Annotated in this window: 21 protein-coding genes; 12 read left to right on the forward strand and 9 right to left on the reverse strand. The window is 71.2% G+C overall.

The window, feature by feature from the left end; genetic code table 11:
* The first annotated feature begins 1,333 nt into the window (after positions 1-1,333).
* Together ABT084_RS32365 and ABT084_RS32370 are read left to right on the forward strand one after the other, a co-directional pair.
* Positions 1,334-2,050, forward strand: a complete 717-nt coding sequence (locus ABT084_RS32365; protein WP_330335580.1) for a hypothetical protein — start codon at positions 1,334-1,336, stop codon at positions 2,048-2,050.
* On the forward strand, positions 2,047-2,520 hold the full coding sequence (locus ABT084_RS32370) for a MarR family transcriptional regulator (RefSeq protein WP_351051655.1): 474 nt from the start codon (positions 2,047-2,049) through the stop codon (positions 2,518-2,520). The genes ABT084_RS32365 and ABT084_RS32370 overlap by 4 nt, the downstream gene beginning before the upstream one ends.
* A gap of 312 nt (positions 2,521-2,832) precedes the next feature.
* Here the strand turns inward: ABT084_RS32370 and tpg are convergent, their stop codons facing one another.
* From tpg to ABT084_RS32400, 6 genes are all read right to left on the reverse strand, one after another.
* A complete protein-coding gene (gene tpg, locus ABT084_RS32375; RefSeq protein WP_351051658.1) occupies positions 2,833-3,393 on the reverse strand; it encodes a telomere-protecting terminal protein Tpg in 561 nt (186 codons plus the stop codon).
* A gap of 6 nt (positions 3,394-3,399) precedes the next feature.
* Positions 3,400-5,589 (reverse strand): telomere-associated protein Tap, encoded by a 2,190-nt coding sequence (tap, locus tag ABT084_RS32380; protein WP_351051661.1) that lies wholly within the window; start codon positions 5,587-5,589, stop codon positions 3,400-3,402.
* Positions 5,590-5,715: 126 nt separating this feature from the next.
* Positions 5,716-6,615 (reverse strand): ParB/RepB/Spo0J family partition protein, encoded by a 900-nt coding sequence (locus ABT084_RS32385; protein WP_351051664.1) that lies wholly within the window; start codon positions 6,613-6,615, stop codon positions 5,716-5,718.
* The gene (locus tag ABT084_RS32390; RefSeq protein WP_351051666.1) at positions 6,612-7,871 is read right to left on the reverse strand and encodes a ParA family protein; all 1,260 of its coding nucleotides are present in this window, start codon (positions 7,869-7,871) and stop codon (positions 6,612-6,614) included. The genes ABT084_RS32385 and ABT084_RS32390 overlap by 4 nt, the downstream gene beginning before the upstream one ends.
* A gap of 233 nt (positions 7,872-8,104) precedes the next feature.
* Positions 8,105-8,668 carry a TetR family transcriptional regulator gene (locus ABT084_RS32395; protein ID WP_351051669.1) on the reverse strand — a complete coding sequence of 188 codons (564 nt, stop codon included), beginning with the start codon at positions 8,666-8,668 and terminating at the stop codon, positions 8,105-8,107.
* A 118-nt stretch (positions 8,669-8,786) separates the two neighbouring features.
* On the reverse strand, positions 8,787-9,563 hold the full coding sequence (locus tag ABT084_RS32400; RefSeq protein ID WP_351051672.1) for an SDR family NAD(P)-dependent oxidoreductase: 777 nt from the start codon (positions 9,561-9,563) through the stop codon (positions 8,787-8,789).
* 58 nt (positions 9,564-9,621) lie between these two features.
* Between ABT084_RS32400 and ABT084_RS32405 the strand changes: the two genes are divergently transcribed.
* Positions 9,622-10,557, forward strand: coding sequence for an NAD-dependent epimerase/dehydratase family protein (locus ABT084_RS32405; protein WP_351051675.1), 936 nt, complete (start codon positions 9,622-9,624; stop codon positions 10,555-10,557).
* Here ABT084_RS32405 and ABT084_RS32410 read toward each other — a convergent pair.
* Complete coding sequence (locus tag ABT084_RS32410) at positions 10,538-11,548, reverse strand: ScbA/BarX family gamma-butyrolactone biosynthesis protein (RefSeq protein WP_351051678.1); 1,011 nt, start codon at positions 11,546-11,548, stop codon at positions 10,538-10,540. The two genes, ABT084_RS32405 and ABT084_RS32410, sit on opposite strands and share 20 nt — an antisense overlap.
* A gap of 498 nt (positions 11,549-12,046) precedes the next feature.
* Here ABT084_RS32410 and ABT084_RS32415 point away from each other — a divergent pair, with 498 nt between their 5' ends.
* The 5 genes from ABT084_RS32415 to ABT084_RS32435 all read left to right on the forward strand — a co-directional run bounded on the left by ABT084_RS32415 (position 12,047) and on the right by ABT084_RS32435 (position 17,289).
* Entirely contained in the window at positions 12,047-13,318 is a 1,272-nt protein-coding gene (locus ABT084_RS32415; protein WP_351051680.1) for a cytochrome P450 family protein, read from the forward strand.
* A 274-nt stretch (positions 13,319-13,592) separates the two neighbouring features.
* Positions 13,593-14,294, forward strand: coding sequence for a ScbR family autoregulator-binding transcription factor (locus ABT084_RS32420; RefSeq protein ID WP_351051683.1), 702 nt, complete (start codon positions 13,593-13,595; stop codon positions 14,292-14,294).
* A 264-nt stretch (positions 14,295-14,558) separates the two neighbouring features.
* Positions 14,559-15,302, forward strand: a complete 744-nt coding sequence (locus tag ABT084_RS32425) for a ScbR family autoregulator-binding transcription factor (protein WP_351051686.1) — start codon at positions 14,559-14,561, stop codon at positions 15,300-15,302.
* A 248-nt stretch (positions 15,303-15,550) separates the two neighbouring features.
* Positions 15,551-16,399, forward strand: coding sequence for an AfsR/SARP family transcriptional regulator (locus tag ABT084_RS32430; RefSeq protein WP_351051689.1), 849 nt, complete (start codon positions 15,551-15,553; stop codon positions 16,397-16,399).
* A gap of 143 nt (positions 16,400-16,542) precedes the next feature.
* Positions 16,543-17,289: a ScbR family autoregulator-binding transcription factor gene (locus tag ABT084_RS32435; RefSeq protein ID WP_351051692.1), complete on the forward strand. Its 747-nt coding sequence runs from the start codon at positions 16,543-16,545 to the stop codon at positions 17,287-17,289.
* A 171-nt stretch (positions 17,290-17,460) separates the two neighbouring features.
* Here ABT084_RS32435 and ABT084_RS32440 read toward each other — a convergent pair whose 3' ends face one another.
* Positions 17,461-18,321 carry an AfsR/SARP family transcriptional regulator gene (locus ABT084_RS32440; protein WP_351051695.1) on the reverse strand — a complete coding sequence of 287 codons (861 nt, stop codon included), beginning with the start codon at positions 18,319-18,321 and terminating at the stop codon, positions 17,461-17,463.
* Between the two features lie 211 nt (positions 18,322-18,532).
* Between ABT084_RS32440 and ABT084_RS32445 the strand changes: the two genes are divergently transcribed.
* From ABT084_RS32445 to ABT084_RS32460, 4 genes are all read left to right on the forward strand, one after another.
* On the forward strand, positions 18,533-19,408 hold the full coding sequence (locus ABT084_RS32445) for an AfsR/SARP family transcriptional regulator (RefSeq protein ID WP_351051698.1): 876 nt from the start codon (positions 18,533-18,535) through the stop codon (positions 19,406-19,408).
* A 2,315-nt stretch (positions 19,409-21,723) separates the two neighbouring features.
* A complete protein-coding gene (locus tag ABT084_RS32450; RefSeq protein WP_351051701.1) occupies positions 21,724-22,962 on the forward strand; it encodes an epoxide hydrolase family protein in 1,239 nt (412 codons plus the stop codon).
* Between the two features lie 103 nt (positions 22,963-23,065).
* Positions 23,066-24,250, forward strand: coding sequence for an NAD-dependent epimerase/dehydratase family protein (locus tag ABT084_RS32455; RefSeq protein ID WP_351051704.1), 1,185 nt, complete (start codon positions 23,066-23,068; stop codon positions 24,248-24,250).
* Positions 24,251-24,266: 16 nt separating this feature from the next.
* Positions 24,267-24,791 carry a DinB family protein gene (locus ABT084_RS32460; protein WP_351051707.1) on the forward strand — a complete coding sequence of 175 codons (525 nt, stop codon included), beginning with the start codon at positions 24,267-24,269 and terminating at the stop codon, positions 24,789-24,791.
* Positions 24,792-24,863: 72 nt separating this feature from the next.
* On the opposite strand, the gene ABT084_RS32465 is transcribed toward ABT084_RS32460, so the two are convergent.
* On the reverse strand, positions 24,864-25,433 hold the full coding sequence (locus tag ABT084_RS32465) for a flavoprotein (protein ID WP_351051710.1): 570 nt from the start codon (positions 25,431-25,433) through the stop codon (positions 24,864-24,866).
* Positions 25,434-25,467: the final 34 nt, after the last annotated feature.

Below are 25,467 nucleotides of genomic sequence, written 5' to 3' on the forward strand. Positions count from 1 at the left end.
CGCTCCGCTCGGCGAGCTCCGCTTCGCGGAGCATGGCCGGCCCGAAGGGCCGGGACCCTAGCCGCTGCGCGGCTAGGAAGGGAGTCCGGCTCGCTGCGCTCGCCGGATGAGGGATGCCTCGCTTCGCTCGGCGGGCTCCGCTTCGCGGAGCAGGTTCTCGCCCTTCGGGCGAGAACTCCTAGGCGCTGCGCGCCTAGGAAGGGAACCGGCTCGCTGCGCTCGCCGGATGGGGGACGCCTCGCTTCGCTCGGCGGGCTCCGCTTCGCGGAGCAGGTTCTCGCCCTTCGGGCGAGAACTCCTAGGCGCTGCGCGCCTAGGAAGGGAACCCGGCTCGCTGCGCTCGCGGGCGGGGGAACGCCTCGCTTCGCTCGGCGGGCTCCGCTTTGCGGAGCACGGCCGGCCCGAAGGGCCGGGATCCTAGACGCTGCGGGTCTAGGAGAGGCATCCGGCTCGCTGCGCTCGCCGGATAAGAGACGCTCCGTTTCACTCCGCGAACGCAGCGAGCCGGAGCAGTCTTGCTCCCGGAGCTTGTGGTTTGCCAGCTTGCTTTGAGGTCGCCTCGCTTCGCTCGGTGAGGGCGCGGAGGCGGGGGGCACGAGGCGCTGCGCGCCTAGTGGAGGGGCCGTTCGCTGCGCTCTCTGGTGCCTTTTGGGGAGGTTTGGGTTTGTGGTGGGGGGTGTTTTGGGTGGTTGGGGGAGTGTTGTTTTGGGTGGAGTGATCGGAGTTGAGAATGGGTGATCGGGTTGTATGACCGTTTGGTGCAGGGGAGTTAACGGCGTTAACGCTATTTGGATGCTTCTGATTCAAAACTGTCTGTGGATAGAAATGGGAACCAGTCAGATTCAGGGCTGTTCTGGACAGTGTGTCCGGCGGGGTCTCAAGATCGACAAGTGCTGAGTGTCCGTCAGGTGATGCGGGTCGGAAGTGCCTTTGGGACGGCGCTGGCTGCTTGTAGCGAAGCGACCACCGGCCTATAGAGGGTACGGAGATGCGTTGCCGCAGGTCAGGCGGGGTGCAGGGGGAAAGATATGTCCCCTCAGGAGGGACATATCTAGGGCGTTGTGTCGCTGCTGGGGGGACAGAGCGACTGCAAAACGTCAGCGCGGCTGACGCTTTTTGGGCTAAAACGTCGGGGGGGCTGACATAATGGGGGAGATACGTCGGTGAACTCCCGATGGGAGCGGTGGGGTTCGTCGGAGGGGCCCAGAGGGGGCTTCGGACGGGGCGTGGCCGAGATGTGTCCCTCCTGGGGGGACGTAAGACACGCCGAACGTCAACGAGCGTGACACTAGTGTCACCCTTGTTGACATACTGCTTTCCGCAGATCAACGAAGTGGAGAGCATCCTCGTGTCATCAGAGCCACAGCGCCGTCGGCCGAGTCCGTCGCGCGCGCCGCGTCCTGATCTGCCCGTTGATGACGCGATCTCGGCGTGGAGTCAGCCGCTGGCGCCCGTCAAGGATCTGGACAGCCTCGCCAAGAGGTACCCGAGCCGGAAGCTGACCCTGGACGGCGAGCGCAAGCCGCTGGAGTTCTACGGGACACAGAGCCAGCCAAACGCGTTCTCGATGGACAGCCTCGAGTTTTTCCTTGTGATCGCGCAGTACTTCAGGGAAGCACTGCCGTTGCGCCTGATCCTGCTGCTCATTGCGTGTCAGCGAGCGGGGGGGCGGATTCCGCTGACCCAGGAGGAGATGGCTACGATCCTGGATGTCAGTCGGACAAAGACGTCGGAGGCGCTCCACACCGTCATGTCTCATGGGATCGTCTTCAAGGTGAGGCGGGGTGTGTATCAGTTCAACCCGCCCTACAGTTACCGAGTAGCCGAGTTCATCCCGGGTACGGAGACGACGGGTGAGTTTGTGAAGGTGGAGCAGTCCAGCACCATCTCGCAGATTCGCGGTGACACGAGCTTGCCGGATCTGGTGCGGTTCCCGTCGCTGGACCACATGCGGCAGGCGATCGAGGAACTGCGGGCCGAACGGGCCAAAGAGCGCGCTGCGCGTCGGCTTAGCCGAGGTCAGCGCAAGGAAGAAGGGACAGCTCAGTGAGCACCTTGCGATTCGCTGCGGTCAACGCCGACGGGCTTCTCTCTGACCTGGACCTCCCGCCCGCGGCCTACCGGGTGCTGCTGAAGCTGCGTTCGCTGAGCGAGCCCGGCGGGCGGATTCTCATCGATCAGGCCTCGATCGCCGGAATGCTCGATCTGAGCCGGCCGAGCGTGAATGCCGCGCTGCGGAGCCTTGAGCTGGCACGGCTGGTGCGGAAGGTCCGCAACGGGGTGTACCAGATCAATCCCATGTTGGCCGGATACAACTCGTTCGAGGACGCGGTGGCGGCCGTGAACGAGATGCCGACGGACGAGCGGTTGGACGCGCGGGGGTATGTCGACAGCTACCACCGGGCGGTGGCGGAGTATCAGGACCAGCTCGCTGAGCAGCGGAAGAAGCGGGCCGCGCAGACGGCCGCGAAGAAGGCTGTCGAGGCGAAGCGGAGGCGGACCCTGCACGCCGTGGGGTGATGCCGGTGGGAGGTTGTCCGTTGAAGAGGCGCCGTGGAGTGGCTGAAGCCGCTCGGTGGCGCCTCTCGGCTTTTTGGGGCCGGGGTGGGTAGTTGGGGGGCTCGGGGGTGGGGATGGGCGCTCAGAGGGGCGCTGGAGGGCCTTGCGGGGGCTTAGGGGGCTGGAGTTGGGCGTCCGTTGTGCGGTGGTCCCGCCCCTGCGGGCCATGTGCCTAGAAGGTGTGTCCCGCCCCTGCAGGTGACGTGCCTAGAAGGTGTGTCCCGCCCCCGCAGGTCACGTGCCTAGAAGTTCCCGCCCCCGCAGGTCACGTGCCTAGAAGTTGAAGTCGATGTAGTCGATGTCGGTGAAGTCGACCAGGAGGCCGGGGGCGCGGGAGCCCTGGTCGCGGAAGTAGACGTCCTGGAGTCCCTGGGCCGTGATGTGGCGGAGTTCGGCTTCGCTGGCGCCGGACTCCTGGGCGGTGAAGAGGCGGGCGGCGTACTCCGGGGGGAGGTGCTGGGTGATGCGGCGCATGCGGCCGTCGTCGGTGGTGCCGGGGGCCGCGGTGAAGCCGAAGCGGGCGCGGGTCTCGACGACCAGGCCGGTGCTCTTCGCGGCCTTGGCGCGGGCGCGCTTGCGGACCAGGGGCTGCCAGCTCTTGCGGACCTCGGCTTCGAGGCGGCCCGCGAGTTCGGGGCGGGGGGTCTTGATCTGGCCCTTCAGGTAGCGCTCCACGGTGCGGGGGGAGATGCCGAGGCGCTGCGCGACCGCTTTGGTCGAGTTCTTTTCGGTTTTGAGCAGGAACTTCATCCGGGCCTGGGGTGACTTCGGGATCGGTCGTGTGAAGTTGTGTTCGTCCGCTTGCGCGAGACTGTCTTCGATGGTGTCGGACATGTTCGTTTATTCTCCGTCGGACGCGGCGTCGTGGCCCTTGATGTGGCGGGCGGGGTTGTGGCCTTCGTCGAGGAGGCCGACGGCCCAGAGGAGGGGCTGGGTGCCCTCGTGCTTGACCATGCCCGGGCTGACGCCGAGACGGAAGCCGCCGGGCAGGGGCTTGCCGTCGGGGGTGCGGGGGAGGAAGTCCAGGGGGCTCGGGCCGTCGGACAGGTACACCGCGCAGTCGGAGAGGACCGCAATGGGGTACAAGTCTGCGGCGGAGGCGAGCTTGCGCATCTTGCGGTGCATGTTCACCCGGGCCGTGGAGATCACGGCCGCGCGGATGTCGGGGCGCCAGGTGGGGCGTTCGAGGGCGGGCCAGGCTTCGCCGGGGCGGTAGCCGGCTCCCTGGGGGCGTTCGCGGAGCTTGCCGATGCCGCCCTTGACCGTGGCCTTGATGGCCGAGAGGACGGCGGCGAGGGCGGGGTCGTTCTGCTTGTGGACCGACATGGCGTGGAGGAACGCCTCGTCGGTGAGGTCCGCCGTGACGCCGAGGTCGGCCATGGTGGCCATGTAGGCGTCGCGCAGGCGGGTGTACCAGGCGTCGAGGTACGAGCCGTTGTCCGGGCGGAGCCAGGCTTCGCTGGGCTGGACCGTATGGCCGAGCTCCTGGGCGTAGGCCAGGGTCGGGGTCGCGTACCAGGCCGGGCCGGTCGGGGGCTTGCCGTGGGGGGTGAAGGGGCTTGGCAGGCGGGGGTCGAGGGGGAGCGTCGAGAGGTCGGCGAGCCAGCAGCCGGGGACCTTCGGGTCGAAGCGGGGGGCCGGGGTGTGGACCGCCGGGCCCAGGCCGACGGTGAGGCGGTTCGCGGCCGCGGCGAAGGCCATGTTGACGTCGATGCCGACCGCGTGGGTGCGGGCGCATTCGGCGTCGGTGAGGAGTTCGGGGTCGCGGATCCAGTCGTACGCCTCTTCGTCGAGGACTTGGTCCGGGGTGCGTTGGTGGGAACGGGGGTGGAGGGCTGCGACGACCGGGTGCTCGTCGGGGGCCTCCGGCGGGGCGGGGTCGACGGGGCGGGTGAGGGAGCCGGGGACGGGGGCCGATTCCCAGAGGTTGGTTTCGGGGTTGCGGGCCGCGCGGGTGGGCGGGCGCAGGGCCGTCATGAGTTCGAGACCGGTGACGGCGGTGGAGCCGCGAGGGGTGAGGACGCGGGTCGCGTAAGTGGTGAGGAGCAGGGCGAGTTCGGGGGCGGGGAGGTCCGCGGTGTGCTCGCCCCAGGCGCGGGGGTCGAGGGCGGCCCAGGGGAGCACGGCGAGCTGGACGCACTGGCGGCCGGTGGTGGGGGAGGCCGGGCGGTAGATGCGGGCCCAGGGGCCGAAGCCGCGGCGGGTCAGCTGCCACTTGCTCTTGGTGAGCTGCCGGACGACGGGGTGGTCGTCGGGGAGGCGCAGGCCCCGGCGGTCCTCGAGGGTGAGGGGGAGGCCGAGGGCCTTGGTCGCCTCGGGGGTGAGGACGAGGAGGGGGTCGCCGTCCTTGCCGTTGCGGTGGAGGCGGGGGGAGCGGAGGTCGGCGTCCTCGCTGAGGGCCCAGGAGATGAGGGTGGGGAGGTCGGTGGCGGCCTTGGGGGGGAGGGGGAGGATCAGGCCGTGGGTGGTGTGGGCCTGGGCCTCGCCGTCCAGGACGGCGAGGGGGGTGTGCGTGGGGGGGACGGGGGAGGGGGTTCGGGGGGTGCGGGTTGTGGGTCGGGTTGTGGGTGCCTTGCGGGCTGGGGTGGTGGGAGGGGCGGGTGTGGGTGTGGGGGTGGGGGTTTGAGGGGGCTCGGCGTTAACGGCGTTAACGGTCGGGGTGGGGTGGGGGGGTGCTGCTGCGGGGGTGGGGGCGGTGTTAACGGCGTTAATGGTCGGCGCCGGGAGTGAAGGGGGTGGGGTGGGGGCGTTAACGGCGTTAACGCCGTTAACGGGGTGGAGGGTGGCCAGGCCGTCCAGGAGGCGGGTGTAGGCCGCGCGCTTGGGGGGGCGGGGTTCCGTGCGGCCCGTTTCCCAGGAGGTCACCGTTTCGCGGCGGACGGACAGGGCCTTGGCGATCTGGTCCTGGCTGAGGCCCGCGGCTTCGCGCAGGCGCTTGCGTTCGTCCGGGTGCGGGAGCGCGTCCTGGGCGGCGGCTTCTTCCAGCAGGGCGTCGACCGCTGCGAAGAGGCTCTCTTGTTCGTCGGGCATGTACCTACCTCCGTAGCGGAGCCTAGTCGAGTCGCACGCTTGAACGCACATGAAACGCACGTGGGGGCGTTAACGGCGTTAACGGCGTTAACGGCATCAGCGCCCCCGGCGTGGGTGCGGACTGCTTCAGATACGTGTCATGAGGAGTTCCGTGACGGCCTTGAGGTCGTCCGGGGTGAGGTGAGCGGTCAGGGCGTCCGCGATCGTTTCCGGGGATTCCGTGGTGATCGTGATGCGTGGAGTGGGGGTGGGCGGTGGGGGTGAGGCGTTAACGCCGTTAACGGTCGGGGGGGTCGGGCGGGTGCGTTGGCGCGGAGGGTTAACGGCGTTAATGGTCTCCTCCGCCGCCGCGGCCTGGGACTCCTGGGGGAGGCGGCCGATCCGGCGGGCGGGCTCCACCTTCAGCTCGCCCGTGTCGACCTTCTCCTGGAGGGTCGGGGTGAGGTTCAGGAGGGTGAGCCGCTGGGAGACCCAGGCGGCCGTCTTGCCGAGGCGCTTGGCCACCTGGGCCTGGGAGCCGTGGACGTCCACCAGCTCCTGGAGGGCGCGGGCCTGGTCCATGGGGGCCACATCGACCCGGTGGACGTTGGCGATCAGGGCCGATTCGAGGATGTCCGCCGCGGAGGTGGAGAGGGCGTCGTTGACGTGGATGTGCATCGTCTTGAGGCCCGCGAGCTGTGCCGCGGCGAGGCGGCGGTTGCCGTCGATGACGACGTACGGGGCGCGGCCCAGGCCGTCGGTCTGGCCCGGGTGGGCCTCCATGAAGGCCATGCGGGTGGCGACGGCGAGGGGCTGGAGCTGGCCGCGGGAGATGAGGGACTGGGCCAGTTCGTCGATTTCCGTGAGGTCTTCGCGGAGGTTGAACGGGTTGTGGGCGAGGGCCTCGATGGGAACCTCGGACGGGGGCACCACACCGGAGGTCGGCGCGCCGGTGGCTTCGGCGATGGCCGCGCGGCGGGAGCTGACCCCGGCCGGCTGGGCGCGGGCGAAGGAGGCCGAGACCCCCAGCTTGTCGGCCTTGCTCATGAGATCTCCCTGGCGAGTGCGCGGAAGGCGACGGCCTGGTCGCCCTTGGGCGCGTAGACGAACAGTGGTTGCTTCACGCGGACAGCTTCGCGCTGTTCCTTGAGGTCCGGGACGATGGCGACGACGCGGGGATCCTTTATGTCCATCCAGGCCTGGAGGGAGGAGGTCGCGATGTAGCCACGGCGGCCGTCGTAGAGGTTGACGACGAGGCCGAGGTAGTCGATGTCGAGGCTGAGGTCGTCGCGGAGGTCGTTGATCTGCGAGGTGAGCAGGTCGTACGCGTCCGCGGAGGAGTCCTCTGCCTGGACGACGATCAGCGCGCCGGAGGCGCCGGGCTGTTCGGTGTCGCGGCGGCGGCCGTAGTAGATGGCCGCGTCCATGCTGAGGCCGAGGCTCGGGGGACAGTCGACGAGGATCACGTCGTAGTCGGACTCGACGGGGGCGAGGGCGCGTTCGAGGGCGGCCTCGCGGGCGCGGACGGTGGAGAGGCGGACGTCCAGGAGGAAGGCGTCCGTACAGGCGGGGAGGATGTGCAGCCGGTCGCCGAAGCGGTCGTCCGCGATGGGGACGATGAGGTCCGAGAGGGGACCCTTGGCTTCGCTCGCCATGTGGCAGGTGAGGCTGTCGCCGCCGATGGGGAGGGGCTGTTGGCCGAGCTGCTTGGTGAGGTGGCCCTGGGGGTCGAAGTCGACGAGCAGGACGCGCATGCCGAGGCCCGGGAGGTCTTCCAGGTCGAACGGCGTGGGGTGTGCCTCGGCCGGGTGCGGGTCCTCTTCCGCCGCGAGGCGGGCCAGCTGGCGGGCGATGCGGACCGGGTGGAGGCTGGCCGGGTCCTCGGCGAGGGCCTCGGCGGTACCGGCGGTGATCGCGGTCTTGCCGACTCCGCCCTTCTGGTTGCACACGATGATGCGGCGGACCACGGAGGGGCGCTTGACCGTGGGGGCCGGGTTCATCTCCAGCCAGAGCTGGACCGATTGCGCGAGCCCCTGGATGAGGGAGACGCCACGGTCCTTGGAGGTGGAGCGGAACGACTCCCACTGCCCGGCGGGCAGCCAGGTGGAGAACGATTCGGCGCCGGAGGTGTCGACGGGGGAGGGGGCGGAAGCGAGGGCGCTCCAGTGGGAGATGCCTTGGTGGACGGCGTCCTGGATGTCCACCCGCAGCTGTGCCGTGCGGATTTTCAACTCCTGGCGCAGCCACGGAGGCAGCTTGGAGACGACCTTCTCTCGGTCGTTCGGAGACGAGGGCGAAGTCATGAGAGGGACTTTACTAACGTTCGGGGGGTGATGTGGGCGCCACGCTTGAGTTTTGCTAACGGACGGGTACCGAGAGGGTCCCGAGGTGGGTGGCGAGGCCGTTCCGGGCATGGCGGTGCCCTGGTGGTGGGCCGGGGAAGGAACGCCGAACGCGACAGGGCGGCCTCGTACACGCCGCGGCGAGCACCCCCGTGGTTCACCACGGCGTGTACGAGGCCGCCCTGGACGCGTCGTCAGCCGACCGGGACCGCCGGGGAGTCCGGGGCCGGGAGGCCGGGTACGGCGCGGAGCCCGGGCGAGGCCGCCGGGTCGAAGAAGGGGATGCGCGGGGTGGGCGTGATGCCCGGGAGGAGGAAGGTCCAGAGGTCGGTGACCCGGGCGTGCAGGTCCTCGCGGGTGGTCCGGACGCGGGAGGTGACCCGCACGTCGGTGAACGAGGCGATGAGGTACGCCGCGAGGTCGTGGGCGTCGAGGTGCGGGAGTACGTCGCCGCGGATCCGGACGGTGGTGCGCAGGGCGTGGGCCATCTGGTGGGACAGGTCGATGGCGGTCTGGAGGCCGGGGCCGGCGACGGCGGGAACGTCCGCGGCGACCTGGAACTGCTCGTCCATCAGGGTGCGGGCGAGGGCTTCCTTGGACGGGAGGTGGAAGTACAGGGCGCCCTTGGTGACACCGGCGTGCTGGACCACGTCGCTGAGGCTGGTCGCGCCGAAGCCGGACCGGTCGAAGGCGATGGCCGCGCCGTCGAGGATCGCCTGGCGGGTGATCTCGGCCCGTTCCTGTCTGGCCCTCGCCACGTGCTGTCTCCTCGGTCGGGTGTGGGGTCGGGTGTGAGCGCGTCAACGGCGTTAACGCCGTTAAGTGGAATGGGTGGGTCCGGTCGTTAACGGCGTTAACGCCGTTAACGCCGCTGACTCAGCGGGTGGTCCAGCCGCCGTCGACCGAGAGGGTGGCGCCGACGACGAAGGAGGAGCGGTCGCTGCAGAGCCAGGCCGCGGATTCGGCGATCTCCTGCGGGGCCGCGATGCGGGGGAGGGGGGCCGACCGGAGCAGGATCTCCTCCATGGCCGGGTTCTCCTTGAGCCAGGCGTCGATCATCTCGCTGCGGGTGGAGCCCGGGGCGATCGCGTTGACCCGGATGCCGTGGGGGGCGTACTCGGCGGCGGCGGCCTTGGTCAGGCCGAGGACCGCGTGCTTCGAGGCGATGTAGGCGGCGGTCACGGGGGTGGCGACCAGACCGGCGGTGCTGCTGTTGTTCACGATGGTGCCGCCTGTGCCGGCGGCGAGCATGGCGCGGATCTCCTGGCGCATGCAGTTCCACACGCCCCGGACGTTGGTGTCCATGACGCTGTCGTAGACGTCCTCGTCGAGGAGGTGCAGGGGCTTGGGCTCGGCGCCGATCCCCGCGTTGTTGAACGCCGCGTCCAGGGAGCCGTGGGCGGACACCGCGGCGGACACCGCACGGGCCACGTCCTCGACGCGGGTCACGTCACCGACGACGTACTGGGCCCGGTGGCCGGCGCCGCGCAGCTCCTCGGTGAGGGCGGCGAGTTCGGGTTCGCGGCGCGCGATCAGGGTCACGGCCGCGCCCTCGCGGCAGAACGTGCGGGCGGCAGCCGCGCCGATGCCCGCGCTGGCGCCTGTGATCAGCGCCGATTTTCCCGCCAGCAGGAGGCTGTTACCCAGTGTCACGGGCGTGACGGTAACACGATGTGATGATGCCCGGAGGGCTTTTACGGAGAGGTGGGCCATGGGGGGAAGCGGTGTTCTCGTCACCGGCGGGGCCGGGTTCGTCGGGCGGCACGTCGTGGAGCGGCTGGCCGGGCGCGGCGGTGTGCGGGTGCTCGCGCACCGGAACGCGGTCGAGGTGCCGGGCGTCGAGGTCGTGTGGGGCGATCTCGCCGGTGGCGGCCTGCGGGGCGTGTGCGACGGCATCGGGACCGTGCTGCACCTCGCCGCGCGGATCGGGGGCGACGAGGCGCAGTGCCGTGCGGTCAACGCGGAAGGGACGCGGGCCCTGTTGGCGGAGGCGGAGCGGGCCGGGGTGCGGCGGATCGTGCAGCTGGGGACGGCGGCGGTCTACCGGGACGGGGCGCACCGGGGCGAGGCCGAGGGGGAGCTGGCGGAGGGCCCGCGGTCGGCGACGAGCGTGACCCGGCTGGAGGGCGAGCGGATGGTCCTGGCCGCGGGCGGGACGGTGCTGCGGCCGCATCTGGTGTTCGGGCGGGGGGACCGGTGGATGGTGCCCGCGCTGGTGGCTCTGATGGCGCGGCTGCCGCACTGGGTGGACGGGGGGCGGGCGCGGATCTCGGTGATCGCCGTGGACGTACTGGCGGATGTGCTCGCGGAGTTCGCGGTGCGGGAGGAGCTGGCGGAACCGGGGCGGGTGCTGCACGCGGCTCATCCCGTGCCGGTGACGGCCCGCGAGCTGGTGGGCACGGTGGCACGGGAGCTGCGGCTTCCGCTGCCCCGGGGCGAGGTGGACCTCGACGGAGCGGTGGGCCTGCTGGGGGCGGCGGACGACCCGTCGGCGCGCAGGCACCTGTCGTTGCTGGCGGTGGACCACTGGTACGGCACCAGGCGGCTCTGGGGGCGGGTGTCGGCGGCTCACGGGCCGCGCTTCGGGGAGGCGTTCGGCCCGTACGGGGACTGGTACCGGCAGGAGCTCAGAGGACGGAGCCGGTGACGGCGGAGCCGGCCAGGGGCTGCTGTGCGGTGACGGAGCCGGTGACGGTGGAGCGGAAGACCGTACGGCCTTCCTGGTGGCCCGTGACGTCGATGACCGAGGGCGTGCGGGGGGTGGCCTCGATCCAGCAGGGCGTGTCCAGTTCGGCGTAGTGGTCGAATTCGGTGGACACCGCGGAGGGGACGAAGCCGTCCTGGGGCCGCAGTCCGCAGGCCGCCTGGCGGGCCGCCTCGACGAGGACCATGCCGGGGTGGTGGTCGTTGGCGTGCTCGAAGAGGATCGGGTGGTCGAGGTCGGGGCTCAGCAGCCAGCGGCCCGCTTCCTCGGTCGGGGCGAGGACCACGTCGAAGGGGAGCAGCCGTCCGGCGGCCGCCGCGGGTATGGGCGTACGCCGCTCCAGGGGCTGGGCCAGGCCGGCGCGGCCGCGGTCGCCGCGCAGGCGGCGGTAGGTGGCGGGGGCGACGCAGGTGAAGCGGGCGGTGCCGGTGGCCGCGAGTCTGCCCGCGCGATGGATGTCGACCTGGAGGAACCCGGTGAAGCGGTTGCCCCGCCAGCCGAAGTCCGTGCAGGTGGCGATCATCTCGAGGTCGCTGGGGCCGCGGCCGATGCGCAGCCGGTCGGGGTCGGAGGCGAAGTCCAGGCTCCACAGCAGGACGTTGTGGCCGAGGGGGACCCCGTAGACGGCGTGGCAGAGGTACAGGCCGACCTGGCGGATCGTCTCACCGGCCTGGACCGGGTCGTGGCTGGTGCCGTCGGCGCTGGTGAAGAAGGTGTGGGCGCGGGGCCACTGGCCGGTGAGCGAGAAGGTGTCCGCGCCGATCAGGTCGCAGCCGGTCAGGAACACCTCGGCGAGCGAGGTGCGGTGGACGTACTCCCTGGGGACCGTGGTCGTCAGCCGGGGGGCCGGGGCCTCATTGCAGCGGGTCCACGGTGCTCCCGTCGGCTCCAGGGGGCGGATCGGGGGGTTCTTCCGGATCGTCAGCATCGTCATGGACCTCTCCACAGAGCCGTTTCGACGGATGGGATGGGCAGCGCACGCGAGACGCAAGATACGTACTCTCCGGTTTTGTTTGCAAGGTGCTAAAGGTGGCCGCATGTCGCACGTGTACCAATGTCAACATCTCGTACGAGGGGTTTACCGGCCCGTCGGGCGGGTCCCACCAGCGAAGTTCCGGTCGGAAGGCGTTGGGGGTGACGGCTGGGTTCCGCCCCAAGTGAGAGCTGGTCTTCCGGTCATATGCCCCGGTCCGGCGGGGTGTTGGCACGTGCGGGTCCCAGAGGGGAATTCAAGCCACCATCAAGTGTAGGTCGAGTGGCCTGCTCGTGGTGGCGCGCTGGGAACGCCAGTGCCAGACTTGACTCCGCCACCGGGAAGTTCAAAACCGGATGGGCGGTTTGGAATACGGGGGGTGGAGCATCCTGCGCACCCCGTCGCCAATGTGTCGTCATCTCATGGCCGATCCATCGCCGACCCTCTGGAGAGCAACGTATGAACCGTCAGTGCCCCTACGCGCTCGACCCGTCCGGAGCGGACATCCACGGGGAGGCCGCGCACCTGCACCGGCAGGGGACGGCCACGCAGGTCGTCCTGCCGGGCGGGGTGACCGGGTGGGTGATCAGCGGGAGCGAGACCATACGGCGCCTGCTGGTCGACCCGCGGGTCTCCAAGGACGCGTACCGGCACTGGCCGGCCTGGATCGACGGGGAGATCGGCGCCGAATGGCCGCTGGCCATCTGGGTCTCCGTACAGAACATGATCACCGCCTACGGGGCCGAGCACACCCGGCTGCGCAAGCCCGTGGTCGCCACCTTCACCGCGCGGCGGGTCGCCCGGATGCTGCCGAGGATCGAGCAGGTCGCGGACGAACTGCTCGACCGGCTGGCCGCGTCACCACCGGGTGAGACGGTGGACCTGCGGGCCGCCTTCGCGCACGACCTGCCGACCCGGATCGTCTTCGAGCTCTTCGGCATCCCGCCGCAGTCGTGGGCGCCACTGCACCGGATCATCAAGGGCTTCTTCGACACGGCGATCACGGCCGAGGACGCACAGGCCAACGCGGAACTGCTCTACGTGACGATGACCGAGCTGCTCGCCCACCGGCGGGAGCACCCCGGCGACGACATGACTACGGCCCTGATCAACACGCGGGACGAGGGGGACGGGTCGCGGCTGAGCGAGAAGGAGCTGATCGACAACCTGATCCTGCTGTTCACGGCCGGATACGAGACGTCCGTGAATCTGATCTGCACGGTCGTCTACGAACTGCTGCGCAACCCGGACCAGTTGGAGCTGCTGCGGACCGGGCGGGCCGCGTGGGACGACGCGGTCGAGGAGGCGCTGCGGCTGGAGCCGCCCGCGACCTACGCCCTGATGCGGTTCGCGGTGGAGGACATCGAGATGGAGGACGGGGTGGTGATCCCCAAGGGCGCCCCCATCGTCGTCTCGTTCGCCTCGGCCGGGCGCGATCCCGCGGTGCACGGGCCGGACGCCGACCGCTTCGACATCACCCGCCCCACGCGGGGGGAGCACCTGTCCTTCGGGTTCGGGACGCACTACTGCCTGGGGGCCTCCCTGGCGCGTATGGAGTGCGGAGTGGGGCTGAAGCGGCTCTTCGAGCGGTTCCCGGACCTCTCGTTGGCCGTGCGGCCGGAGGAAATGCGCAAAGTGGAGTCATTCATTTCCAACGGCCTTCAGGAGCTTCCGGTTCGGCTCGGCACCGCTCGGGGGCCGGGGGGGGCGAGGGCGGTGGCGGGGCCCTGACGCGCCCGGCCGCCGGGCGACTTGACATAGATGCGGCGGGCTCCTCCGGCTCCGGGGCGGCGGGGACCGGGGGACGCTGAGCAGTCGGGCCCGGCGGGATACCGGGGGAAGGCGGGGCGGGCGGGGCGGAGCGGGGAAATGCGTTTCCGAAGACGATCAAGGGTTCGCTGTAGTCTGCTTGATAAAATACGGACCTTCTGGTTGGTTTTAGCGGGGGTGGTGGATCCTGTTCACAGGACTCAGCCTGAACCGACCCCGAACATCGGAGGCACCCGTGGCACGACAGGAGCGTGCGGTCCGTACGCGTCGCGCGATCTTGGAGGCGGCCGCTTCGGTCTTCGACGAGCGCGGCTACGACGCGGCCACCATCGCGGACATCCTCGCGCGGGCGGGCGTCACCAAGGGGGCCCTGTACTTCCACTTCTCCTCGAAGCAGGAGCTGGCGCAGGGCGTGCTCGACGAGCAGTTCGGCGAGGCCGGAGTGCCGCACCGGGCGAGCAAGCTGCAGGAACTCGTCGACGTGGCGATGGTCCTCGCCTACCGGATGAAGCGCGAACCGATGCTCAGCGCGGGGGCCCGGCTCTCGCTCGGACCCGGGATGCGGGAGATCTTCGGCGGCGGCTCGGTGCCCGGCTGGATCGAGTTCACCCGGGAGCTGCTGGTCGTGGCGAAAGAGCAGGGTGAGCTGCTGCCGCACGTCGATCCCGCCGAGACGGCCTGGATCCTCTCGGCCTGCTGGACCGGCGTGCAGGTCTACTCCCAGACCCTCAACGACCGGGCGGACATCGAGGAGCGGGTGGCCGCCGTCTACCAGCACATCTACCCGAGCATCTCCACGCCCGCGATGCTGTCCCGGCTGGACATGGCGCCGGACCGGGGGCACCGCGTGGCCCTGGAGATGGAGCTCGCGGCGGGCACCGCGGCGGGGGCCGTCGCAGGTGCGGGCGCGGGTGCCGGAGCGTCGGCGGGAAGGTGACCGCGCGGGGTCGGGGGGCCGGTCCGCCCCGCTGCCCCGGCCGCTCCGGCGGTCCGGTCCCCGTGCCTTCGCCCCGTCAGGCGGCCGCGGCGGGAGGGCCGGCCGGGGGGCCGTGGGCCGACGGTGGTGGGACCGGTGGTCGGCCGACGTTCACCTTCCGGCTCCGGCGCGGCGCGAGCGTCGCTCCAGCCGGGGCGCCGACTGTGTCGGCTGAAGATCTTTTACTCTCTTGGGCAAACCGCGAGGGCGGTTTGTGGAGACTCCATGGTCAAGCAGGAACGTGCCGTCCGCACGCGTGAAACTCTGGTCCGTTCCGCTGCGGAGGTGTTCGCCGAAGAGGGATTCTTCACCGCGTCGATCGCGATGATCAGCAAGCGGGCCGGAGTGAGCGCCGGTGGTCTGCACTTCCACTTCGAGAGCAAGGGCGCGCTCGCCCGGGCCGTGGAGGACCGCGCGGTGGAGGCGCTGCGGCGGATCACCGTGGGACGCCCGGGGGGCGCGGCCGATCCGGCGGGGAACGCGCTCCAGGTCTTGGTGGACTCCACGCACGCGCTGATGGCGCTGCTCGCGGAAGACGTCGTCGTGCGGGCCGGATTCGGACTGTGCGCGGATGCCTCACGGGACAGCGGGGTGGACCTGAGGCGTCAGTGGCAGGTGTGGGTGGGCGAGGTGCTGCGCGCCGCCGGGCGCGAGGGCGCCCTGGCCGACGGGGTGTCGCCGCAGGACGCCGCGAGCGCGGTGGTGGCCTCGACGGTGGGGCTGGAGGTGCTGGGCGCCGGCGAGCGGGACTGGGTCTCGCGGCGGACCCTCACCCGGTTCTGGGTCCTGATGCTGCCGCGGCTCGCCGCGCAGGGGGCGTTGGGGGAGCTGGTGGCCGAGGGGACCGGGTGGCGGGGGGTGCGCGGGGCGGGTGCGGACGCGGGGTCCGGGGCCGGGTCGGGTGCGGGCGCGGGGTCCGGTGGGGATGCGGGGTCCGGGGCGGGCGCGAGCACGGGTGCGGAGTACTGAAGCAGACCGCATGGTTTGGTTTTTGGGCTCTGGGGGCGGGTCTGTAGGCCCCGTTGAGGGATGGCCTAGGGCCACGGAATGTCTTCCGATGCAGTGATCAACGTACAACTGCCCTGTTCAGAGTGGGTTCTTGAGTGTGACTAGGGCGCGGCTGGGCTGCAAAACAGCGCAACCGGTTTGATATTGACAAACCGTCGGTCCTGTTTTCTACTGAGGATGCGACTCATCCAAGGACAGGGGAGTACGGCGTGGATATCGATGTACTGGGCGCACTGGCCGTGCGGGAGAACGGAATCTCCATCACGCCGACCGCCCCCAAGCCCCGGCAGGTCCTGGCGCTCCTCGCGCTCCATGCCGACCAGGTCGTGCCGGTGTCGGCGCTGATAGAGGAGCTGTGGGCGGGTGAACCGCCGCGCAGTGCGCGGACCACCCTGCAGACGTACGTCCTCCAGTTACGCGCACTGATCGCGACGGCACTGGAGCAGGACCCCGGCGCGCAGGGGGCGCCCGCCGGCGCCGCCGGAGGCCGGACCGCGAAGGACGTCCTCGTGACCCTTCCGGGCGGCTACCTGCTCAACAGCAACGGCGGCACGAGCGACGTGCGCGAGTTCGACCGGCTGGCCGGTACCGGCTACCGCGCGATGGACGCCGGGGACTTCCCCGGCGCGGCGCGGCTGCTGCGCGAGGCCCTCGGCCTGTGGTCCGGGCCCGCCTTCGCCGACGTACAGGGCGGCGTCCAGCTCGACATGGAGACCCGGCGGCTGGAGGAGACCCGGCTGTGCGCCCTCGACCAGCGCATCGAGGCCGACCTGCGGCTGGGGCGCCACCGGGAGCTGCTGGCCGAACTGACCGTGCTGGCGAGCCGCTACCGCACGCACGAGAACCTGCACGGCCAGTTCATGCTCGCCCTGCACCGCTCCGGCCGGCGCGGTGAGGCGCTCGACGTCTACCAGCGGCTGCGCGGCATGCTCGTGCGCGAGCTGGGGCTCGAACCTTCCGCCGCGCTGCGCCGGTTGCAGCGCTCGATCCTCATGGCCGGTCCCGAGAGCCTCGCCGAGGCGACGGACGCGGGTGGCGAGCGGCTCGTCCGCGTCTGATGCCCGGTGCGGGTACGGGTGCGGGTGCGGGTACGGGTACGGGTACGGGTGCGGTCCTGGCCGCGGACCGGCGCGGCGGTGGGCACGGGGATGTGAAGGCGAGTGCCGCGGCTCGGCTGCGCGGGACGAGAGGGGACGGCGCGGTGCAGGAGAGGTCGGAGCGGACCCGCAGGCGGCTCGTCGGCGCCGGGGCCGAGTTGTTCCACCGCAACGGATACGCCAACGCGACGCTGGGCGACATCGCGGGCGCCGCCGGGGTGACCAAGGGGGCGCTGTACTTCCACTTCGCCTCCAAGGACGAGCTGGCGGAGGCGGTGCAGCAGCGGGGATGCGCGCTGCTGCACGATGCGGTACGGGCGCTGCGCGAGGCCGGGGCCTCGCCGTTGCAGGCGCTGATCGACACCACGCACTGGATGGCGCGGATGCTGCACGAGGACCCGGCGATCCCGGCGAGCTTCCGGATCACCAAGGAGTGCGCGGGCCAGCAGCCGCCGGTGATCGACTTCCAGCGGACGTGGATCACCGCGGTGTGCACGCTGCTGCGCCAGGCCCGGGACACGGGCGAGCTCCGCCCGGACCAGGGCTGGGAGAGCGCCGAATCACTGGTGGCGGCCGCGGCGTGCGGGATCGAGGTCATGTCCGGAACCGGCATGCCGTACGGGGAGTTGCAGCGCAAGGTGGCGGCGCTGTGGGCGCTGCTGCTGCCGAGCGTGGTGGCCGCCGGGCACGAGGGCGAGTACCGGACGCGGGCGGCCGCGCCGCTGTGGGCCGGGGCGGTGTCCGAGCCGGAGGCCGGCGAGGAGGGCGTTGGCGAGCGTGCCGTCGAGGGCGCGGGCGGGCCCGGTGCGGGGCGCGGGCAGGCCGTGGAGTTTCTCGGCAGCGGGGTCTGAGCGAACTCCGGCGGTGCGCGGCGGGTGTGCGCGGCGGGTGTGCGGCGGGTGCACATGGCGGTTGCACGGCGGTTGCGCGGCGGATAGTGGTGCGGTGTTTCGCGGGTGATGTTTTCCGGGGTTATTTCGGTGAATTATCCGCTCGTTCGGATTTCCGGTGCCTGGCGGCCATTACCCGGTGAGCGCTCCAGTGGAATTCAGGCGGCGTGTGAGTTCGTCCACGCGCGCGCTCAGCCGGGCTATTTCGCTGCCGAGGGCGAGCAGCGCCGCGGGCGTACCGGCGGCGGGGCCTTCGAGGATTTCCGCGGCCCGCGCGCGCAGTGCCGGGCCCGGTTCCACGCCCAGTTCGGTGCGCAGCCGGCGGCGCGCCCGCTCGTAGACGCCCAGGGCCTCCGACCGCCGGCCGCCCCGGCAGAGGGCCACCATCAGCAGGTCGTACAGACGCTCCTGGGTGGGGTGGTCGGCGGTGAGTCGCTCCAGCTCCCGCGCCAGGCTCCGGTGGTCGGCGTCCGGCTGCGCCAGGCAGGCCTCGTACAGGGCCTCCTGGGTGGTCAGCCGCAGTTCGCCCAGGCGGTCCGCCTCCGCCGCGCAGAGCCGGCCGCCGGACGCGCCCTCCAGAGGCGCGCCGCGCCACCGGGCGAGGGAGCGACGGAGCAGGTCGGCGGCGCGTACCGGGTCGGTGGGGAGGATCGCGCGGCCTTCGGCGGAGAGCCGTTCGAAGGTTCCCGCGTCGGTGCCGCAGGCGGTGCCGCGCAGCCGGTAGCCCGCCGGTCCGGTGGCGATGTGGTCGCGGCCGTCGACGGCGTGCAGGGAGCGGCGCAGCCGGCCGATGTGTGCCTGGAGGGCGCCGGTGGCGGCCGCGGGCGGGGCGTCGCCCCACAACTCGTCGATGAGGCGGTCCGCGGAGAGGACCCGGCCGCGGTGCACGGCGAGCGCGCCGAGCAGGGCGCGCTGTTTGGCTCCCGAGGGAGCGCTGCGGGCGCCCGTACGCGGATCGTGTGCCTCGACCGGGCCGAGGAGAAGGAATTCCATGACGGTGGCGACCCCCCTTCGCGCGTCCTTTCGTACGCCTTCGAGCGGAATCTAGCAGCTGTCGGAAGGGCGGAAGACAAGGCCCATGGAGGTGGCCTCGAAGGGGACTTGAGGATCCGGTGACATCCCGTGGGGCCCGGCTATCTTTCGTGAGTCGAAGGCCGAAAGAAGGCCGAAAAACGAGGTGGCTCGACGACGTGCGGAGGAGACCGTGAAGTTTCGGGTTCTGGGTCCGTTGAGTGCCGAGGTCAACGGGGGCTCGATCGTTCCGACAGCGCGCAAACCGCGGCAGATCCTGACCCTCCTCGCGCTGTATCCGGGGCGGGTCATGCCGGTCCCGACCCTCATGGAGGAGATCTGGGGCACGGATCTGCCGCAGAGCGCGCTGACCACGCTGCAGACCTACATACTCCAGCTGCGCCGAAGACTCGGTACCGCGATGGGCCCCGGCGGGCCGGGCGCGGCGGGCGGCGAAGCGGGCGGCGGGCCGGGCGGGCTGGACGGCGCGGGCGGTGGTGCCAAGGACATTCTGGCCACGCGGCACGGCGGGTACCTGCTCCAGATACCGCCGGAATGCGTGGACGTGTTCGAGTACGAGAACCTCGTCGCCGGAGGGCACGCCGCCTTCGAGGCCGGGGACGACGAGAGCGCGGCGGCGCAGCTGCGCAAGGCGCTGGCGCTGTGGGAGGGGCCGGCGCTGGTCGACGTACGGGTGGGCCCGATCCTGGAGATCGAGGTGATGCGGCTGGAGGAGTCCCGGCTGGTCACCATGGAGCGGCGGATCGATGTCGACCTGCGGCTCGGGCGGCACGGCGAACTGCTCGCGGAGCTGGCGGAGATGATCGCCCGGCATCCGCAGCACGAGGGACTGCACTCGCAGGCGATGGTGGCGCTGTACCGGTCGGGACGCCAGGCGCGGGCGCTGGACGTCTACCGGCGGCTGCGGACGCGGCTGATCGAGGACCTGGGCGTGGAGCCGTCGCCGCAGTTGCAGCGGCTGCACCAGGCGATGCTGACGGTGGATCCGGCGCTGGACGTGGCGGCGGGGCCGAAGCGGGGCTCTACCTTCGATCTGTACGCCGCGTGACGGTGGGTGAGTGTTCGAGATCTCGGGTCAGGGTGTCTGTGCGGCTGGACCATGAGGCTTGTGGCGTCCGGTGGATTGGCCCGGCGGTACCCGGGGAGGGCGGGTTCGCCTGCGGCGACCAAGTCGCCACCAGCGGTGTTCTGTACCGGTCGTCTCCAGGACGGCGGATCTGTCTCCTTGCGAATGTGGGCCCGCACGGCGGACCCCCGGTCGGTGTAGGCGTCCCACGGATCCAGGAGGGGCAGCACTCCAGCCCCCCACATAGTGAGCCGATGCCGCCTGCGGCGTGGGAGTACCGGGTGCTGAGCGCGTAGTGCAGTAGCGCGCCCCCACCACCAGTAGGACGCCCGGGGCCCGACAGGCCAGCAGGATGACGATGCGCATCACGATCCGCCCCTCGGCGTCGGCCGCCTCCGCCGGCTGTGCCGGTCCGATGTCGGGCAATTCGCTGGCGAGCCGCTCGCGTAACTGGCAGACGCCGCCGAAATCCAGGCCGGCCTTGCCCACGCCCTCGACCTCGCGCCGACCGCGCACTGCCCGACGCCACACTCAGCCTGCAGGGCGACCTCACCCGCGCCGGAACCGGTGGGAACCTCCCCGGCCGTCAATGCGCGCCGTGGGGACCACGTCGCTGTCCTCGACCGCCCGGCCCGCCTTCTATCCTGCCCAGCGGCCGAAGAGCGCCTGCGCGTGGTCCGTGCAGAGTACGGCCAGGACGTAGGGCACTGGTGGACCTTCGACCGCGAGGACAGCCTGAACTTCGACTACGCGGCCACCGTCAGCGTCAGCGTCCGCCTCTGTGGGGAGCCCGCCGTGCACGACAAGGTCCGCCCCATTCCCGTCCAGCGGACAATCAACGGTATCGGCGGCCAGGTCGGTCGGCTCGCCCACGGGGACAGGCTCATCCCCTACGGCGGACGAGCTCACCCTCGACCAGGTAGCCTCCGAGCCCGTCACCGCATCGGTCCTAGAGCCGGTGGGTTCCGCACCCCGACCGGCTGCAGCGCTGCCCCTGGCCCGGGTCGAGGGCAGGAGCGGGAAGTGGAGCTGGGGAACCGCCTGCCGCGCCGTCGGCGGTGATCCGGCGTAGAGGAGGGTCTTCACCCCGTCACTTCGGTCCAGGACGCCCGTGGTTCGCCACAATCCATGACACAAGAGCTGTGTGTTCGCCCAGCCGACCGAGGGCCGCCGCGGAGATTCCTCCTGTGATTAATACGACTCAACGCCATTTAACTGGCACTGCGTTCCTCGCGCCGGTGACGAAGGGCCGCAGGTCGGCCGGACGAGCCCGTGAAGAACAGGGCGAGGACTGGGAAGGCCATGGCACTGGGTGCCCCCGACGGTCACAACCGCACAAGCTCAACTTGCCCTACCGCGACCATGCTTGCCTGATCGCACCGGTAATCTGAGTCGCCAACCCTCCCCCGGGACCGAGCACGGTCGTGGGTGTACCCGCGGGGTCCACGAAGGTCGTGGGTCCGGAAAGGGGAGTGGCCCGATGGCAGAGAAGCCTGAGGGGCAGCAGGGCAGTAAGGCGGACAAGGTCTACAGCCAGGTCCGCTGGCTCGGACCGCTTTTCACGATCTACAAGATCATGAAGGAGTTCTGGAGCCAGTAAGGGGAAAGCCCCAACCTGACGGCTGGGGCCCCTCACTGCAGTGAGCTGTTTGTCGAAGGCCTCGTCTCCGCTGCTTCCAGGCGATAGGAGATGGGGCCTTCATCATGTCCCGGCGTCGTGGTCCGCCGAAGCGGCGACGGCGCAAGAAGTGTGACGTGCCTCACTAATGCGCAAATCGACTCCCCCATCTTGCCCTGGGAACAAGATCAAATCGACAGAGGAGTCGCCTCTGATCCGAAGGCGGCCTGCGGAGGTTCGATGGTGCATTCACTTAAGTACCTGGTCAGGGGAGGTGTGGCAACTCATAAGTGATGCAGCTCACCCCGAAACGGTGACGAGCGGCACACTAGTTCGCAGCCCAAATGGCAGCAAAAGTCCGTATCGGTATGTGGGCATCAGCGCTGAGTGCTGCGAGCGCCGAAGAATACAACCCCCCACTGACAAGGCCCCGTTCACACGCCACAAGCCACCGAAGCACCCCCAAGGCCCCCCTGCCACACGAGAACCAGCCCCACTGGGCTGCCGCTCCCAGGCCGAGCCGCTGACTTGTTGGGGCCGGCTGAAGAGGACCTCTCCCCGACCCACTCTGCTTGCCGCAGGGTGCGCCCGGGCCGCACATGCGTCACTCCTCCTCGGTGCGGTCGCCTGGAGCGGCTTCACCCTGTGCGCAGCCGCTCGGCGGTTAGCATTCCGGCGCATGGACGATGATCTTGTGGTGGGAGCGGCCGGGGCGGGCGAGGGGCTGCGGGCCTTCCGGCTGGAGGTGCCGCGGGCGGAGCTGGACGATCTGGCGGGGCGGCTCGACCGGACCCGGTGGCCCTCCGAACTGCCCGGAGTGGGCTGGGACTACGGCGTTCCGGTGGACCACCTGCGGGAGCTGGCCGGGTACTGGCGCCACGGCTACGACTGGCGGGCGGCCGAGGCGCGGCTGAACCAGTGGCCGCAGTTCACCACCGTCATCGACGGGGCGCGGGTGCACTTCGCCCACATCCGCTCGCCCGAGCCCGGCGCGACCCCGCTGCTGATGACCCACGGCTGGCCGGGGTCGATCGTCGAGTTCGAGCGGGTCGCCGGGCCGCTCACCGACCCGCGGGCGCACGGCGGGGATCCGCGGGACGCCTTCCACCTGGTGCTGCCGAGCATCCCCGGCTTCGGGCTGTCCGGGCCCACGACCGAGACCGGGTGGGAGTTCAAGCGGGTCGCGCGGGCCTTCGCCGAGCTGATGGCGCGGCTCGGGTACGGGACGTACGGCGTCCAGGGCGGCGACTGGGGGGCCGCGATCTCCCGGGAGCTGGGGCGGATCCGGCCGGACCGGGTCGTCGGCGTGCACCTGAACCTGCTGCCGGGGGCGGGCGCCGTCGCCGCGCCGGGGGAGGCGGAGCTCGCCGGGCTGAGCGCGGCCGAGCGGGAGCGGACGGTGGCCTCCTGGGAGCGCTACCGGGTCTGGGCGCGGGAGCGGCAGGGGTACGCCGACATCCAGGCGACCCGGCCGCAGACCCTGGCGTACGGGCTGAACGACTCGCCGGTGGGGCTGCTGGCCTGGATCGGCGAGAAGTTCGCCGAGTGGTCGGACCCGCGGTGCGCGGTGGACCGGGACCAGGTGCTGACCAACGTGATGCTGTACTGGCTGACCGGCACGGCCGGTTCGGCGGCGCGCATCTACTACGAGCGGGCGCACGCCGACTACCACGGCGGGCCCCCGGAGCCGTCGGCGACGCCGACCGCGCTCGCCGACTTCCCGCGGGACAACTTCATCCCGCTGCGCCATGTCGCGGCGCGGACGGACAACATCGTGCGCTGGACCTCCTACGACCGGGGCGGCCACTTCCCCGCGATGGAGGTGCCGGAGCTGCTGGTGGGGGATGTCCGGGCGTTCTTCCGGGAGTTGGGGGCGCGGCCGGATCCGGGGCGCGGGGCCGGGTCGGTGCCCGAGTAGGTATATGCCAACCCCGCCGAACTACTGCGCGAAAAGGGAACGCCCTCATAACATAAAGGGCGTTCTCTTTTTTTCTGTGGGGCAGCCGTCCGGGGGTGGCGTGATGATCGTGATCAGTGGGGGAACCGGCTTCGTGGGCTCAGCGGTGGTGCGCAGACTGCTCCGTGAGGGGGTGCCGGTGCGCATGCTCTCGCGGGGGGCCGAGGCGCGGAGCGTGTACGCGGGCGCCGGTGAGGTGCGCGGGGACCTGAGTGATCCGGCCTCGCTGCGGGGGCTGTGCGACGGGGCCTCGGTGCTGCTCTCGCTCGCCTCGTACGTCGGCGGGGACGAGCGGCGCTGCGCCGACGTCAACGTCCGCGGTACGTCGGCCCTGATGGCCGAGGCGCGCCGGGCCGGGGTGGCGCGCGTCGTCCACCTCTCCACCTGCGCGGTGTACGGGCCCGGGCCGCACCGGGACGCGGGCGTGGGCGAACTGGACCCCGCGCCCGTGTCGGCCGCCAGCCGCAGCCGGCTCGCGGGGGAGGCGGCGGTGCTCGCGGTGGGCGGAACGGTGCTGCGGGCGCCTCTGGTGAGCGGATTCGGGGACCGGTGGGCCGTGCCCGCTCTGGTGGACGCCTTTCGACGGGTACCCGCGGGCTGGGGCGGGGGGCGCGGGCTCGCTTCGTTCATAGATGTCATGGACCTGGCACGTTTGGTGGCCGCCCTCGCGGTGACCCCGCGGGCCCTGCCGGGCGGGGTGCTGCACGCCGGGCACCCGGAACCGGTGCGCAACGGGGCGCTGATGGGGGCGTTGGCGGACTACGGGGTGCTGCCGCACGCGCCCGACGCGGGGGGCTCGCTGGGGTGGGAGGCCTGCCTGGCGGGGCTGCGGGCGCGGCCAGGGTGGGTGAGCGAGCGCCAGTTCGCCTTGCTGGCGGGTGACATGTGGTATCGCAGCGACCGGGCCTGGGAGCTGGGCGGGGTCGACCCCGGGCCGGGGCCGCTCGGGCGGCTCGGGGTGGCCGCCGGGTGGTACCGGGCGCGGGGCGGGGCGGCGCCGGACGGGGTCGTGTCCGGGGCGGTGGCCGTGACGGCTGCCGTGACGACTGCCGGGCCGGCTGCCGGGCTGGCTGCAGGGCTGGTGCCGGGGCAGCGGGACGGGCGGCGGGGCGGCGTACAGGCTGGTGCGCGGGCAGCCGTACACGTCGGCGTGGAAGTCGGTGTGCAACTCGGCGTGCAAGTCGGTGTGCAGGCCGGTGCGCAGGGTGGTGTCCAGTACGTGGAAACCCCGGCGGGTGCGGTCGCCTAGCGGGCACGATCACCCGATGCTCGACGAACAGCGAACTCCTCCGGTCCAGGTGGGCGACGAACGCGCCACGCTCACCAGCATCCTCCAGTACCAGCGCGACACCCTGATGATGAAGTGCGCGGGCCTGACCGCCGAACAGCTGCGCCGCAAGGCGCTCCCGACCACCGGCCTCACCCTGCTCGGGCTCGTGCGCCACCTGGCCGAGGTCGAGCGCGGCTGGTTCCGCAACGTCGTGGGCGGCGAGGACGTGCGGGGCTACTGGCCGCGCGACGCCGACGGGCGGTGGACCGAGTGGGAGGTCGAGGACGCGGACCCGGAGGAGGCCTTCAAGAAGTGGGAGTGGACCTGTGAGCTGTCCCGGGCGATCGTCGACGGGGCGGAGTCCCTCGACGTCACCGGCCGGTACGTGGACGAGGCGCGGCAGATCGACGAGACCTACTCCCTGCACTACGTCCTGACCCACATGATCGAGGAGTACGCCCGGCACAACGGGCACGCCGATCTGCTGCGCGAGGCGATCGACGGCACGACCGGGGAGTGAGCCCTCCCGACCCCGCCGCTCCTCGGACCCCGCCGCTCCTCGGACCCCGCCGCTCCTCGGACTCCCCGGTGCTCAGGCCGCGCCGCTCGCGCCGCCGCCCGCGGCTGCCGCGACCCGGCGGTCCACGGCGTCCAGGGCCGCGGCCCACGGGAAGTGGGCGGGGGCGTCCGGGCCCGCCGGGCCGGGCACGAAGCCGCCGTCCCCGTAGAGGAAGTCGACGCCCGCCCCCCGCAGGACGGCCACGCTCTGGTCGAACTGCGGGTGGGCGGCCAGAGCGGCGTTCACGCACGGCATCGCCACGACGGGCGTCCCCTTGCCGATCGCCTCGGCGGCCGAACCGGCCACGAAACGGTCGGTGAGGCCGAGGGCCCAGGCGTTGACGGAGTTGAAGGTGGCGGGCGCGAAGAGGAGGGCGTCGGCGGCGGGCCAGACGTCCGGCTCGCCGGGCAGCTTGTACTGCCAGCGCACGGCGTGCCCGGTCAGCGCCGCCAGCCCGTCGAGGCTGCCGGCCACCCAGTGCGCCGCGGTGGGGGTCAGACCGAGGCACACGTCCCAGCCGCGCGCCTGCGCGTCCTCGATCACATGGGCCACGTCGAACACGGGCGGGGCGGCGGAACAGAACAGATAAAGGGTCCTCGTCATATGATCATGGGATCACATCTCCGTGGCGGCGGAA

Source organism: Streptomyces sp. NPDC002138 (genome assembly GCF_040296485.1).
GTDB lineage: Bacteria > Actinomycetota > Actinomycetes > Streptomycetales > Streptomycetaceae > Streptomyces.